Source organism: Gracilimonas sp. B-17 (assembly GCF_056857935.1).
The window spans coordinates 984,402-998,908 of sequence record NZ_JBSXOA010000012.1 but is presented as its reverse complement, the minus strand read 5'-3'; the positions used below and the strand labels follow the sequence as shown (position 1 = coordinate 998,908).

Genomic DNA, 14,507 nt, shown 5'->3' with positions numbered 1-14,507 from the left:
GGTTATCTCAGTGTTTTGGCTAAATCAATTAAAGTGTGATCGATATCTTTTTTCTTGGATATCGCAACGCGCATTGGCGTCAATTTGAGAGCATTGTTAACAACACCGACCATAACGTCACTGTGCCCCTCTTGCAATACCTTAACGGCAGCAGCCCCAAGTCGGCTTGCCAGTACTCTGTCACGTGCAGATGGCGCACCGCCCCGTTGGGTATGCCCTAAGATACAGACGCGCATATCATATTGTGCAAAATCATCCTTGATCTTCTCAGCGAGCTTAAGAGCACCTCCGGTTTCATCACCTTCAGCTACTACTACAAGACTGCTTCTGCGCTGAGCCTGTAACATATCGTGAAGCTGCCTTTTAACTTCTTCAACATTGGTAAGCTCTTCGGGCAGAAGTGCGATCTCGGCCCCACTGGCAATACTAGTCTCCAAAGCAATAAAACCGGTGTCTCTACCCATTACCTCAACAAGAAACATGCGCTCATGTGCATCGGCGGTGTCACGGATCTTATCGATGGCTTCAAGAGCAGTGTTTAGAGCTGTATCATAACCAATGGTTTCATCCGTGCCAATGATATCATTATCAATAGTTGCAGGAACTCCTACTACATTGATATCATGCTCCTTACTGATCTTGTTTGCACCGGTGAATGTTCCGTCACCTCCGATCACGATCAACGCATCGATATCATATTTTTTGAGATTCTTGGCAGCTTTTGTTCTTCCTTCCTCTGTTCTGAACTCGTCAGATCGGGCTGATTTCAAGAACGTACCGCCCCTTTGGATGATATTGGACACATCGTGTGTATCCAGGTCTACAATTTCATCATTAATCAGGCCAAAATACCCGTGTTTAATACCATAGACTTTAATATTATACTTCTCAGCGGTTCGGACTACAGCCCGTATTGAGGCGTTCATTCCCGGAGAATCTCCTCCGCTGGTCAAAACGCCGATCGTTTTAACTTTAATTAATTCGTCTGTCATAAATTTCAATGAGTGTGAGTGATTGTGAGTAAATAATTGTTCTGTTTTATCAGTAAATTATTACACGGCCAAGTTTAAGAAAATTTCAACACAATTGATGACAGATAACGAAGACTTAGAACAGATAAATTCTGAAACCGTTTCCAGAAAATCTTTAAAAGAGATCACGGCTCCGGTTTCAGATAATCTTTCGGAATTCAGGAGTTTTTTCAAGCAAACCATTAAGTCTGATGTTTATCTGCTGGATCAGATCATCAAGTATTTACTGCGTCAAAAAGGGAAGGAATTAAGACCTACCCTGGTATTTATGACGGCCAATTTATTTGGTGGCGCCACACATAAAAGCTATATAGCTGCAACCATGATAGAACTGTTGCATACGGCAACTTTGATACACGATGATGTGGTGGATGAGGCAAATAGTCGCCGGGGCTTTGTTAGTATAAATAAGATCTGGAAAAATAAAGCCGGTGTCCTTTTAGGTGATTACCTTCTCTCGAAAGGATTACTTATTGCGCTCGAAAATAAAGAATATCAGCTTCTTGAAGTTCAATCGAGGGCGGTACAGGCTATGAGTGAAGGTGAACTAAGGCAACTTAAAACGGCCGGTTTGTTCAATATGACCGAGGAACGTTATTTTCAGATCATATCTGAGAAAACGGCCAGTCTGATCTCAACTTGCTGTGAATGTGGAGCTGTTTCAGTAAGTGAAGATGAAGCTGTACATGAATTAATGAGAGATATTGGCTTAAACATTGGAATTGCATTTCAGATCCGTGATGATCTGTTTGATTACGGCGTCTATGATATTGGAAAACCAACCAGAAACGACATTCAGGAAAGAAAGGTCACCCTTCCCCTGATCAAAGCATTGGAACATGCTCCGAAGGGCAAGTCGGCCCATATCAGAGCCTTGATGAAAAAACGGAAAAAATCATCCGGTAATGTGGATGAGATCGTAAATTTTGTACACGAAAATGGAGGTATGGAGTATGCCAAAAAAGCTATGTACGATCATGCCAACAAAGCTATTGACAAACTTAAGTCTGTACCGCCTTCAGATGCTAGAAATGACTTTGTAGATCTTATAGAGTTTGTGATCACAAGAAAAAAGTAAGTGAATGATCACTGAGCATATTTTCATTTCTGATGTCCATTTAGGGGCCTTTTCACAGGAAACCAACAGCCGGATTGAACAAGATCTTATCAGGCTGATAAGATACTGTACAGAACACAGGATCAGGATCAACATCCTGGGAGACCTTTTTGATTACTGGATGGAATTCCCTGAAAAGAATTTTGTACCTACCCTTGGGTCAGAAGTTCTAAAAGTATTTGAACTATATAACACTAAAGTTGCTCCTGCACTTTACATAACCGGAAATCATGACAACTGGACATTTGGGCACTTTGAAGACCGTGGTTTCGATGTTGAAGAAAATTTCAGGTTGCTTGAACTCGATGAAGCGAGAATACTCATGATGCATGGTGACGGTGTAGCTGCATCAAAAATTGATTTTCCTAGAGCCGCTTTTCATCGTTTGTTACGTAATCCAAATTTTATCAATGTCTATCAGAAGATCTTTACACCCGAACGTGGCCTGGCAACCATGAAGGCATTCTCGAACCTAACCCGACGAAGGAATAATCATAATCCTGCACCCCTTAACAGGCAGGCTAAAAAGATATTTGATAGGCATAATTTAGATTATATTATAAGTGGTCATGATCACGTACCCCGTGTAGAAACTTTTTCTCAAGGAAACTATATAAACCTTGGTGCCTTCTTTAATAACAGAACCCTTGCACTATATAACAATAAGGGGTTGAACCTCGTTAAATGGAAGGCTGAATCGAACTTATTTACCCCATTTTCTGGCAAACAAAGTAAACTATGAGCGAAGAACACAACGGACCTATTGATAACAAGCGATATTTCAGTGATCCTGAATACCGTAAAAAAGTACTGGCAGATCGCAAAGCCAAAGGCAAAAGCAACTCCAAAGGGTTGAATCCTTATGTTATAAAGGCGCTGAAATGGGGCGGCGGAATTGCCGGAGTATTAATGATGTTGATTCTTGGCTATGTGATCTATTTGATCTCAGGCTTACCTTCTGCCGATGAATTTGAGAACCCGGAAACGGCCATTGCGTCAGAGGTCAAAAGCCGGGACGGAGTCACTCTTGATAAATACTTTGTAGAAAACAGAAACTGGGTACGGTACGAGGATATTTCACCACACGTGATCGATGCACTCATAGCTACTGAAGATCATCGTTTCTATAATCACTGGGGTATTGACACTTATGCAACTCTTGCAATTCCCTGGCATCTTATAAATGGCAGATGGCAAGGAGCTTCGACGATCAGTCAGCAGCTTGCCAGAAACCTGTATAAAAAGATCGGGCAGGAATTTTCGGTGACACGGAAATTCAGGGAAATGATCACAGCCATACAGCTCGAACGACGATATACCAAGCGTGAGATAACCGAGATGTATCTGAACACTGTTGAATTTCCGAATTCTACATTCGGTATTGAGGCAGCGGCTCAAACGCACTATGGAAAACCCGCTAAAGAATTGAATATTACTGAGGCCGCAACCATGATCGGTGCTCTTCAGGCTATTTATTACTTTAACCCCCGCATCTTTCCTGAGCGTTCTAAATCACGTCGTGATATTGTTTTGAGCCAGATGAATAAACGAAACTTTTTGACGGACAGTGAATTTCAGGTTCTTGCTTCCGAACCAATTGAATTAGACTACCACCCTCCTTCCAAGGCGGGTCGACAAAGCCGGTATTTTGGTGAATACGTACGCCAGCAGGTAACCCCCTGGCTGGAGGAAAATGGATACGATCTTTACAAGGATGGCCTTGTCATTTATACCACCATCGATTCAAGGCTTCAACAGCATGCAGAAAAAGCTGTAAAGACCAAGCTGGATTCACTTCAAACTATTTTCGAACAGGAATGGACCACACCCGGCAGTGATGAATACATGGATAAGCTCTGGGAAGAGTTTCCGCTGTTTTTCAGAAGCTTCGTTCGTGAGACCGATCGCTATAAAAACGGCTTTTCAAAATTTGATACTGATCAGGAAAAAGTGGTTTTTGACTCCCTTTTTGCTGATACCGCATTTGTAGATTCCGTTAAAAGAGTACGAACCCGGCTTCAGGCCAGTTTTGTGGCTATTGAACCCACCAACGGTAATATCCTGGCATGGGTTGGCGGTACCGATTATGGCAACGTTCAATTTGATCATGTGTATCAGTCTAAACGACAGGCTGGGTCAACCTTCAAGCCATTTGTATACGCCGTAGCAATTGACAACGGATACAAGCCCTATCATAAGTTTTCTAAGTTTCCTGTTACTTTTCGTCAGCGTGACGGAAAAACCTGGACTCCCAAAGATGAGACGGTTGCTGAAGGACCGGTTGAAGTTCCTTTGAGAGAAGCTCTGGCAAGAAGTATGAACAATGTTACGGTTCGATTACTTCCTGAGATCGCCGGAGCGCCCGGTACCAATAAATTATGGGAACTGGATCCTGCTGCCAGAAAGATCAAGGATATGGCTTCCAAACTGGGGATCGATATGAGTAATACACCTGCCTATCCTTCGATCGCATTAGGTACGGCCAATGTCTCCCTGTTAGAGTTAACAAGTGCTTACACAACCTTTGCCAATGCAGGGGTACACATTGAGCCGATCGCCATCACGCGAATTGAAGATAAAGAAGGCAATATCCTTAAAGAATACCATCCGGAACTAACAGCTGAGGTGATCAGTCCGGAGACAGCCTATATCATTACCGATATGTTAAGAGGAGTCATTCGAGGCGGTGAAGATTTTTATGGAACCGGAGTCCGATTACGGAACGTTTATGGCGTCCGTCAGGATGTTGCCGGCAAAACAGGGACAACCAATGAGGCTGCAGATAACTGGTTTGTGGCCATGATGCCTCATGTTGTAATGGGAGCCTGGGTTGGTGGTGAGGATAGACGAATTAGGTTCAATCAGGATTTATCGTATAGCATAGGTCAGGGTGCCAGAACCGCCCTGCCGATTGTAGGTGAATTCATTAATTATGCCACGGCCGATGAGCAGGCTTACTGGAAATATGATGCCTTTGAGCCACCCCCCGGATTTGTGATGCCTGAGGATCCGGAAAAGACCCGTAATGAATTGATCAAAGATGAGAATAAAGGCAGAATTGGCTGGTAGTATCACGTAACAGCCCAAATGTGATCATTTATTCGGCTAACCACTTCATAAGGCTCCTTAGAAACTCAATATTCTGGGGAGCCATTTCTTTATTATTCAATCCAACTTTGAATTCCCCCTGAGGGGTATTTATGACCTGAGCCGTAAACATGGCTGCCTCCCCAAATACAGCCAATTTACCATCACCGTAATTCATTAAAGCACCCTGGCTATAACCCTCTAGATCAGTAGACTTGGTATCTTCATTGAATTGCCATGCGATCTCCGGTTCCAGGCTAAAATCTCCTTTTTTAAATAATAGGATCGGTTTTGCCCCGGAAGGATATTTAAATGCTGACCCCGTAAAGGTTGTGACACTTGATATACTCCTATCAGTTAAATTCTCGTTGACCAATCTTCCATTTTCCTGATTGAACAGATCCGGCTCGTTCTGTTTCTTCTCAAGGGAAGCAAACCCATTGATGAATTCGAAATTAAATGAACTTCCAAGCATTTTGGCTGCCCCAGCGAAAGGCATATGATCTGCGATCAAAAATAGACTACCTCCTTCACTTACCCAATCATTTATTCGATCGACCTCATTTTGTGTGAATGCAGAGGGATTTGGCAGCCTCCAGTTATTGATATTACTTTCGTGAAGTGGATTAGCGACTACAAAGACATGACAACGATCAAGTGTTGTGGTTTCTTTATCTATTGTTTCATCCACAGATCTGATCACGTATCCATCAAGCCTTAAGACCTTTGCAAAAGCTGCAAAACCGGTCTCGGTTGTATGGAAATTATTATGTGCAGCATCAATACAAATTGTTGGGCCTTCCCCATTTTCAAATAATGGATCACTAAATTCAGCCACAAATGAGGTATCAGGTCTTTGTTGAGCCATGATCCCAGAGGTACTCAAAAGAAAGATAATCAGGATATAAGTGGGTCTTTTCATTGTCATCCGTATAATGTTGCGATGGTATTGACGAATATATAAAATATAAAAAAAGCCGTTACCTTCTTAGGTAACGGCTTTAAAAGTGTTAAATGGAAACAGCTTATGATTCGCTGACTGATTCCGCGAGAAGCGTTAATTTATTGTTATTCACTTCCACAAAACCACCTGATATAATGTAAGTCACTTCTCCGTCTGATTTTCGAACCAGCACACTGCCTTTATCCAATGTTGATACAATAGGCGCGTGATTGGCCTTGACTTCGAAACTTCCTTCTGATCCGGGAAGTTTGACACCGGTTACTTCACCCTCAAAAAGGGAACCGTTGGGTGTCAGGATCTGTGCGTTAAAAGTACTCATGATCAGCTCTTATTTTTAAATTATGCTGCTTCTTCCTGCTCAGCTTCAGCCAGCAGTTTCTCACCTTTTTCAATGGCTTCCTGAATATCTCCTACCATATAGAATGCATTTTCAGGCAAGTGATCCAATTCACCATCCAGGATCATTTTGAAGCCTTTGATCGTGTCTTCAACTTTTACATACACACCAGGCTGACCTGTAAACTGCTCGGCCACGTGGAAGTTTTGTGAAAGGAAACGCTGAACACGACGTGCACGGCTAACAACCAGCTTATCTTCATCAGACAGTTCATCCATACCAAGAATGGCAATGATATCCTGAAGATCTTTATAATTCTGAAGCAGGCGTGTCACGCGGTTGGCGACATCATAATGCTCCTGCCCTACAACTTTAGGATCAAGAATCGTGGAAGTAGAATCCAAAGGATCCACCGCCGGGTAGATACCGATCTGTGTCAATGCACGAGAAAGTACCGTTGTTGCATCAAGGTGAGTAAAAGTTGTTGCCGGTGCGGGATCCGTCAAGTCATCAGCAGGTACATAAACGGCCTGAACAGACGTAATTGATCCATCTTTAGTAGAGGTAATACGTTCCTGTAGATCACCCATTTCAGAAGCCAGAGTTGGCTGGTAACCTACCGCAGAAGGCATACGTCCCAGTAGAGCCGATACCTCAGAACCAGCCTGAGTAAATCGGAAAATGTTATCAATAAAGAGAAGGATATCGCGGGATACTTCATCTCGGAAATACTCAGCCACCGTCAATCCTGACAGGGCTACACGAGCACGTGCTCCCGGAGGCTCGTTCATCTGGCCAAATACCAGGGTTGCCTGAGATTCTTTTAATTTGGTCTTATCTACTTTAGACAGATCCCACTCTCCCTCTTCCATAGATTTTTTGAATTCATCACCGTAGTTAATAATTCCGGATTCGATGAACTCGCGCAGAAGGTCATTTCCTTCACGGGTACGCTCACCAACACCGGCAAATACGGATAAACCACCGTGCTGCTTCGCAATATTATTAATAAGCTCCTGGATCAATACCGTTTTACCTACACCGGCACCACCAAACAAACCGATCTTACCACCTTTTGCATACGGGCAAAGCAGGTCAACTACTTTAATACCCGTTTCAAGCATCTCCGTTGAAGTTGCAAGTTGATCAAATGCAGGTGCATCGCGGTGGATCGGATAGGAATCCTTTCCTTCAGGAGCTTCAATCCCATCAATTGACTCACCAACAACATTAAACAAGCGACCACGAATATCTTCACCGATAGGCATTGATATAGCCTTGCCGGTATCGATCACTTCCATCCCTCTAACGAGTCCATCAGTAGAGTCCATCGCAATTGTACGCACACGGTCTTCACCAAGGTGTTGCGCAACTTCAAGGGTTAATGTGGATCCGTCTGTCATCTCGATCTCAAGAGCATTGAGAACAGGCGGTGTTTTACTTTCTAAAAAATCAACATCAACTACAGGTCCAATTACCTGCGCTATCGTTCCTTTATTCATGTGGTAAATCGCGATTTTGTTTATTTAGCTTTATTGATTTGGCAGCAAATATATGCACTACTGCAAAGGCTGGTAAAGATAGGGAGATACATAAAGAGAGGCAATCAAAATTCTTAGGTTTATTCCAAAATGAGTGGCATATGATCTAAATTCAAAAATAGTTGATCAATATTTTAGCATAACATCAAAATGCGGGTTTATTTCTTTTATGCTATGTTCATGTTTGATCAACCACAAATCATGAAAATGCATTATGAACTTTCTTCTTTTAACCCTATTTCTTTCTGCAAATATACTTACCCCAACCGATTCCATAACAGTTTCATCTTCAATAAATGAAGTAACGGTTTTCAGGCAACAGGCTCAAATTGAAAGAAAAGCTGAGGTAAATTTAGAAGAAGGAAAGAATATCATTGTTTTTAAACGACTCACTCCCACACTCGATCAGAAGAGTATTCAACTTAAAGCCAGTGGGAAATTCACGGTTAATTCAATAACCCAGCGGTATGATTATTTTTCAGATCAACGAATCACACCTGAGATCCAATTACTTGAGAGTCAACGCGATTCGTTAAAACACCAAATAACCTATCTGGAATCAGATCTTAACGTTCTGCAAAATGAGCTTCAATTATTGGAAAGCACCGTTTCCAATATCAATAACAAGGAATTGACAGCTGCAGAACTGACCCAGTTTCTGGATCTCTACCGAAAACGAGCCGGCATACTTAAAGGAGATGAAATATCGATTAATGAATCATTGAAAAAGAAAAATCACCAGCTAAACAAGGTCTTATCTCAGATCAATGATTTGAAAGGGAACCAACAATCCCGATTCTCAGAAATAATAGCTGAGGTAAGTTCAGAACAACCTCAGACCTTAACTTTTACACTGAGTTACTTGGCAGGATCAGCCGGCTGGGTTCCTTCTTATGACATTCGTTCTGAAGACATCACAAAACCACTTAATATCAGTTACAAGGCTGACGTTTATCAGAATACAGGGATCGATTGGAATGATGTGCAGATCACGATCAACTCAGGAAATCCATCGGTAAATGTTATACTGCCTGACCTCAGTCCATCCTATGTAGATTTTATTCGCAGAGATCCGATCAGTGCAAATCCTCAGGCATTGAGGGAGATTGTAGTTACAGCTTATTCCAAATCCGAGTCAGCAAAACAAGACGAAATGGCATTGGAGGCTGAGGCACCGATAACCGAATTCAATCAGAATCAAACTTCCTTTAGCTATAAGATAAGCACATCATATACCATACCCTCAGATGGAAAGGCTAAAACTATAGAAGTCAATCGTACTGAAGTTGAAACGGCTTATTCGTACTCAACTGTTCCTAAACTATCCAACCATGCTTACCTGATCGGGGAAATGTCAAATTGGGACAATTTGAATTTAATTGCCGGTGATGGCAATGTTTATTTTGAAAATAATTTTATTGGAACTACCAGGCTGAACCCTAGTTCTTTTGATGATACCCTGTCAGTTTCACTCGGCCGGGATGAAAGCATCATTATAGAACGTAATAAACTTCGTGATTTTGAGGAACGAAACTTCTTTGGGAATAAAGTACGTGAAAAAAATGCCTGGGAGATCAGTATCAGAAATACCAAATCAGAATCCATATCTATATCAGTGCAGGATCAAATTCCCCTATCACGAAATGAGGATATAAATGTGGAGGCCACACGACTCTCAGGCGGTATTCTGAATAAACAAACAGGTATTGTGACCTGGAAAATCCATATCGAACCCAATGCAACGCATACTATACGTTTCGACTATCAGGTAGAGTATCCATCCGGCGAACGAATCAGATACTAAATTTATGGTAAAAGAGTGCACTTACATTAGCAACTCCCCTGTTAAAATTTTATCTTTCCAAGCTATAGAAGCCAAATATGAATATTGGTTTCACGGAAAGAATTGAACTATGTGCAGAAGGTGAATTCAATCACCTTTTTTTATAGCAGGCAACCACAAATTTAAAAATCTGACTCCTTTGGAAACTGAATTATCAGAACGCTCAGTAAGTGTAGACATTCTCATTGATTTCGACGAAAATGGTCGATTGAATTATTCTAAAGCGGATGAACTTGAAACCCGTGAACGTGCACAGGTGCGTGAATATGTTCAGAACATCTTAAGAAAAAGAAGTTATCTGGATTTTTTGATCGATGAATTTTCAAGTGTATCGGTCAAGGAAATGAAACCGGGACTGAAAAATATCCTGAGACTTTCCATCTATGATATGCTGTTCATGGACAGCACACCGGATTATGCGGCCATAAATGAAGCTGTTGAGATCGCTAAGATGAAACTCGGTTCCAAGACCGGTGACCTGGTCAATGCCATCATGCGTAACCTCCAAAGAGACCGCGAAAAACTACCCAAACCAGCTTTTAAAGACAGAAATAAGTTAGTGGCCACTACCTTCTCTCACCCGGAATGGATGGTAGCCCGTTGGAGAAAACGATTTGGAGAGCGTGAGGCTTTTCAACTCATGCAAGCCAATAATTCCCGTCCTCACTATTATGTTCGTGTTAACAGCCTGAGAACCAAGCCTGAGAACTTCGAATTGCGAATGGAGAAAATGGACGTGGATTTTGAAGCGAGTGACTGGCTACCCTTCTATTACAAAGTTGATTCAGTTCAACCATTCATAGAAAAAGGTTTATTGAGTAAAGGCATTTGCCTGGTACAGGATATTGCTGCCGGTTTTGCTCCTACTATTCTGGATCCACAACCCGGTGAAAAAGTTTTTGACCTGTGTGCAGCGCCCGGCACCAAATCTATTATGATGGCCGACCTGATGCAGGCAGAAGGTGATATCACCTCAGTAGATATTTCAACAGAACGCCTGCAAAAACTGGCTGAAAGTGCCCTGAATTACGGTGCAGAAAATATTAAGATCCGCGGTGGTGATGTGAGAGAAGTCAGCCTTGGACTGGCCGATGCGGTATTACTGGACGCCCCTTGTACAGGAACAGGTGTTTTAAGTAAACGTGCCGACCTTCGCTGGCAACGTGATGAAGAAGGCCTGAAAAATGCCGTTGCCCTTCAGGAAGAATTACTGGAAGAAGCTGCCAACATGGTAAAACGTGGTGGCCGACTGGTATACAGTACCTGCTCCCTGGAACCGGAGGAGAATATGGAACAAATATCGAAGTTCCTCGAGAAGTATGACAACTTTGAGCTGGAGCCATTAGAAGATTATTTACCTGAAGAGGTACTTGCTGAAGACAAACTGTCTTATCAAACACTTCCTCATAAGCATGGCTGTGACGGTCACTTTGGTGTACTGCTGAAACGAGTTAAGTAATTAACCACATTATCCGCTACAACGCAGAGCGTATGTAGCGAGATCTTTAATTAATTTATGCTCTTGATTTAAGGAGCTACTCTTTATTAATACATTCAACTGAAATAAACTGGTTCCGTACGCTCTGCGTCGGAACCAAGTTGTTTAAACAAATCTGAAGTTTTGAGTAAAGAAATTCCCGCACAATACGACGCCTCCAAAGTTGAGGATAAATGGTATCAGCATTGGATGGAAAACAATTATTTCCATTCTGAGCCGGATGAACGAGAATCTTTTACCGTCGTCATCCCTCCTCCCAATGTAACAGGTGTGCTGCATATGGGACACATGCTCAACAACACCATTCAAGATGTGTTGGTAAGAAGAGCTCGCATGCAGGGCTACAATGCCTGCTGGGTGCCCGGAACAGATCACGCTTCCATTGCTACTGAGGCTAAAGTGGTTCGAAGACTTCGTGAGAAAGGCATCAAAAAAAGCGATCTCGGACGGGATGAATTTCTTGAGCACGCCTGGGATTGGACGCACGAGCATGGTGGCATCATCCTTGAGCAACTCAAGAAGTTGGGTGCCAGTTGCGACTGGGACCGAACCAATTTCACCATGGATCCCGAATACTCAGAAGGCGTGATCGATGTGTTCATTGATCTTTACGAAAAAGGAAAGATCTATCGCGGTGCAAGGATGATCAACTGGGATCCGGCTGCCAAAACAGCCCTCAGTGATGAGGAGGTTATTCATAAGGAAGTCAACTCCAAACTGTATCATATCAAATATAAGATCGTTGGCGAGGATGACTTTGTCACGATAGCCACTACCCGGCCAGAGACACTTCTTGGTGATACTGCGGTTTGTATAAATCCTGAGGATGAACGTTTTACACACCTTCACGGAAAAAAAGTGATCGTTCCCCTGGTAGATCGTGAAGTTCCGATCATTCAGGATGAGTACGTGGATATGGAATTTGGAACCGGTTGCCTGAAAGTGACACCGGCTCACGACGAGAATGACTATAATCTCGGCCAGAAGCATGACCTTGAAACCATCAATATGCTAAATGAAGATGGAACCGTCAGTGAAGAAGGTGAATTGTATATTGGTATGGACCGCTTTGAGGTTCGAAAGCAAATAGCCAAAGACCTGGATGAAGCCGGACTCCTGCTGAAAGTAGAAGATTATAAAAACAAAGTCGGCTATTCGGAACGAACCGATGTCGTAATCGAACCACGACTATCTTTACAGTGGTGGGTATCCATGAAAGAGCTGGCACAGCCTGCCCTTGAAAACGTTATGGATGACACGGTTGAGTTTCACCCTGCAAAATTCAAAAATACCTACCGCCATTGGATGGAGAATGTGCGTGACTGGTGTATTTCCCGTCAGCTTTGGTGGGGACATAGAATTCCGGCTTGGTATAATGAAGATGGAGACTTTGTAGTTGCAAAAACTGAGAACGAAGCCCGTGAAAAATTTAAAATTCAAAATTTAAAATTTGAAATTTTACAACAGGATGAGGATGTACTCGATACCTGGTTCTCATCATGGTTATGGCCGATCTCTGTATTTGACCCGAAATATATCGGAGAATATCAGGAGCGGGAACCGAATAAGGAATTAGATTATTACTATCCGACCAAGGACCTCGTAACTGCCCCTGAGATCATGTTTTTCTGGGTAGCCCGAATGATCATTGCCGGTTATGAGTATATGGACGACAAACCGTTCGACAATGTGTACTACACCGGTATTGTACGAGATAAGAAAGGCCGTAAGATGAGTAAAAGTCTTGGAAATTCTCCTGACCCTTTGGAACTCATTAATAAATACGGGGCCGATGGCATCCGAATGGGAATGCTATTTGCTACTCCTGCAGGAAACGACCTCCCCTTCGATGAAAAGCTGTGCGAGCAGGGCCGGAATTTCAGTAACAAGATCTGGAATGCCTTCCGGTTCCTTACCATGAATATGGAAGATGGTGTGGAATACAAGCCCACTACCGACATTAATGAAGATGATATTTCTGACCGATGGATGTCGGCCCGTATTCAGGAAACTATTAATGGAGTGAATGAAGACTTCGACAACTACAAACTGAATGATGCCATCAAGAAGATCTACTCACTCATCTGGGATGATTTCTGTGACTGGTACATTGAGTTGGCTAAGCCTGAGGAGTACGGACAAAATATCCCGAAGGAAAAATTGAACACCGCACTCGGTTTTTTTGAGCAGCTGATGAAGCTCCTCCATCCTTTCATGCCGTTCATCAGTGAAGAGATCTGGCAGCACATTCAGAAGCGTTCAACAGAAGAAGCTCTACTGATCACAGAATGGCCAAAAGCAGATGAATCCAAACTGAACCAAAAAGACATTCAAACCTTTGGCATTCTTCAGGAAATGGTCTCCTCATTGAGAAATATCCGTTCGGAAGTCAATGTATCACCAAAAGAAGAATTGAGCGTTTTCATCAATACAAAAGATGACACTACGGCTCATTCTATTATAGCCAACCGGGTTGTACTGGAGAAACTTGAAAGTATTTCAAGTCTCGAAGTGGGCACAAAGGTTGAAAAACCAAAAGTTTATTCCTCCTCAATGGTGGATGGCAATGAGATCTATGTTCCTTTGGAAGGGCTCGTAGATTTTGAAAAAGAACGCGATCGGATACAAAAAGAGATCGACCGACTTGAAGGTTTCCTCAAAGGCATCAATGGCAAATTAAACAATGACGGCTTCGTTAATAATGCACCGGTGGCCGTCGTTGAAAAAGAGAAGAAAAAGAAAGCAGATACTGAGGAAAGCCTAGCAAAACTTAGGGAGCAGCTGAAGGATTTTGAGGGGTGAGTTGGAGAAAATCAGAACTGACAGCACCACTCACATCCCCCTGCAAAATCAGCAAGCTGATTTTCCGATCCCTCTTCGAAGAGGGAATTCTCTTTGAGAATTACTGATATGATGTTAGACAATGACTTTTGATCCACAGATATATAGTTTGATATAATTCTCCCTTTGAAGGGAGACCGTTTTGTTGCTTCAGCAGCCAAAGCAGAGGGATGTGCGTCAGAAATAAATTTAACTTATGAGTTGTAAAACCCACTTCAGCTTTCCAACTGAGTGGTAAAATATTTTTT

General features: G+C 42.5%; 10 protein-coding genes. 6 read left to right on the top strand and 4 right to left on the bottom strand.

The genetic code is table 11. The features are described 5' to 3' along the window. Positions 1–2: 2 nt before the first annotated feature. Complete coding sequence (gene pfkA / locus AC13FX_RS12645) at positions 3–992, bottom strand: 6-phosphofructokinase (RefSeq protein WP_482881109.1); 990 nt, start codon at positions 990–992, stop codon at positions 3–5. Positions 993–1,089: 97 nt separating this feature from the next. Between pfkA and AC13FX_RS12640 the strand changes: the two genes are divergently transcribed. The 3 genes from AC13FX_RS12640 to AC13FX_RS12630 are packed head-to-tail and all read left to right on the top strand — an operon-like array spanning position 1,090 to position 5,217. Then, on the top strand, positions 1,090–2,109 hold the full coding sequence (locus AC13FX_RS12640; protein WP_482881108.1) for a polyprenyl synthetase family protein: 1,020 nt from the start codon (positions 1,090–1,092) through the stop codon (positions 2,107–2,109). 4 nt (positions 2,110–2,113) lie between these two features. Beyond that, the gene (locus AC13FX_RS12635) at positions 2,114–2,890 is read left to right on the top strand and encodes a UDP-2,3-diacylglucosamine diphosphatase (protein ID WP_482881107.1); all 777 of its coding nucleotides are present in this window, start codon (positions 2,114–2,116) and stop codon (positions 2,888–2,890) included. Beyond that, the gene (locus AC13FX_RS12630) at positions 2,887–5,217 is read left to right on the top strand and encodes a penicillin-binding protein 1A (RefSeq protein ID WP_482881106.1); all 2,331 of its coding nucleotides are present in this window, start codon (positions 2,887–2,889) and stop codon (positions 5,215–5,217) included. The genes AC13FX_RS12635 and AC13FX_RS12630 overlap by 4 nt, the downstream gene beginning before the upstream one ends. Positions 5,218–5,245: 28 nt before the next feature. Here AC13FX_RS12630 and AC13FX_RS12625 read toward each other — a convergent pair whose 3' ends face one another. The 3 genes from AC13FX_RS12625 to atpD all read right to left on the bottom strand — a co-directional run bounded on the left by AC13FX_RS12625 (position 5,246) and on the right by atpD (position 8,038). Then, entirely contained in the window at positions 5,246–6,103 is an 858-nt protein-coding gene (locus AC13FX_RS12625) for a DUF4350 domain-containing protein (RefSeq protein ID WP_482881105.1), read from the bottom strand. A 157-nt stretch (positions 6,104–6,260) separates the two neighbouring features. Beyond that, the gene (gene atpC / locus AC13FX_RS12620; RefSeq protein ID WP_482881104.1) at positions 6,261–6,518 is read right to left on the bottom strand and encodes an ATP synthase F1 subunit epsilon; all 258 of its coding nucleotides are present in this window, start codon (positions 6,516–6,518) and stop codon (positions 6,261–6,263) included. Between the two features lie 20 nt (positions 6,519–6,538). Then, positions 6,539–8,038, bottom strand: coding sequence for a F0F1 ATP synthase subunit beta (gene atpD / locus AC13FX_RS12615; protein WP_482881102.1), 1,500 nt, complete (start codon positions 8,036–8,038; stop codon positions 6,539–6,541). A 253-nt stretch (positions 8,039–8,291) separates the two neighbouring features. Here atpD and AC13FX_RS12610 point away from each other — a divergent pair, with 253 nt between their 5' ends. The 3 genes from AC13FX_RS12610 to AC13FX_RS12600 all read left to right on the top strand — a co-directional run bounded on the left by AC13FX_RS12610 (position 8,292) and on the right by AC13FX_RS12600 (position 14,220). Then, on the top strand, positions 8,292–9,881 hold the full coding sequence (locus tag AC13FX_RS12610; RefSeq protein WP_482881101.1) for a DUF4139 domain-containing protein: 1,590 nt from the start codon (positions 8,292–8,294) through the stop codon (positions 9,879–9,881). Between the two features lie 178 nt (positions 9,882–10,059). Beyond that, on the top strand, positions 10,060–11,379 hold the full coding sequence (gene rsmB / locus AC13FX_RS12605) for a 16S rRNA (cytosine(967)-C(5))-methyltransferase RsmB (protein WP_482881099.1): 1,320 nt from the start codon (positions 10,060–10,062) through the stop codon (positions 11,377–11,379). Positions 11,380–11,607: 228 nt separating this feature from the next. After that, a complete protein-coding gene (locus AC13FX_RS12600) occupies positions 11,608–14,220 on the top strand; it encodes a valine--tRNA ligase (RefSeq protein WP_482881675.1) in 2,613 nt (870 codons plus the stop codon). Positions 14,221–14,507: the final 287 nt, after the last annotated feature.

Excerpts from the sequence above, each read along its gene's own strand:
- AC13FX_RS12625 (WP_482881105.1), bottom strand. The coding sequence starts at position 6,103 with ATGGCTCAACAAAGACCTGATACCTCATTTGTGGCTGAATTTAGTGAT.
- AC13FX_RS12610 (WP_482881101.1), top strand. The coding sequence starts at position 8,292 with ATGAACTTTCTTCTTTTAACCCTATTTCTTTCTGCAAATATACTTACC.
- atpD (WP_482881102.1), bottom strand. The coding sequence starts at position 8,038 with ATGAATAAAGGAACGATAGCGCAGGTAATTGGACCTGTAGTTGATGTT.
- atpC (WP_482881104.1), bottom strand. The coding sequence starts at position 6,518 with ATGAGTACTTTTAACGCACAGATCCTGACACCCAACGGTTCCCTTTTT.
- AC13FX_RS12600 (WP_482881675.1), top strand. The coding sequence starts at position 11,608 with ATGGAAAACAATTATTTCCATTCTGAGCCGGATGAACGAGAATCTTTT.
- AC13FX_RS12630 (WP_482881106.1), top strand. The coding sequence starts at position 2,887 with ATGAGCGAAGAACACAACGGACCTATTGATAACAAGCGATATTTCAGT.
- AC13FX_RS12640 (WP_482881108.1), top strand. The coding sequence starts at position 1,090 with ATGACAGATAACGAAGACTTAGAACAGATAAATTCTGAAACCGTTTCC.
- AC13FX_RS12635 (WP_482881107.1), top strand. The coding sequence starts at position 2,114 with ATGATCACTGAGCATATTTTCATTTCTGATGTCCATTTAGGGGCCTTT.
- pfkA (WP_482881109.1), bottom strand. The coding sequence starts at position 992 with ATGACAGACGAATTAATTAAAGTTAAAACGATCGGCGTTTTGACCAGC.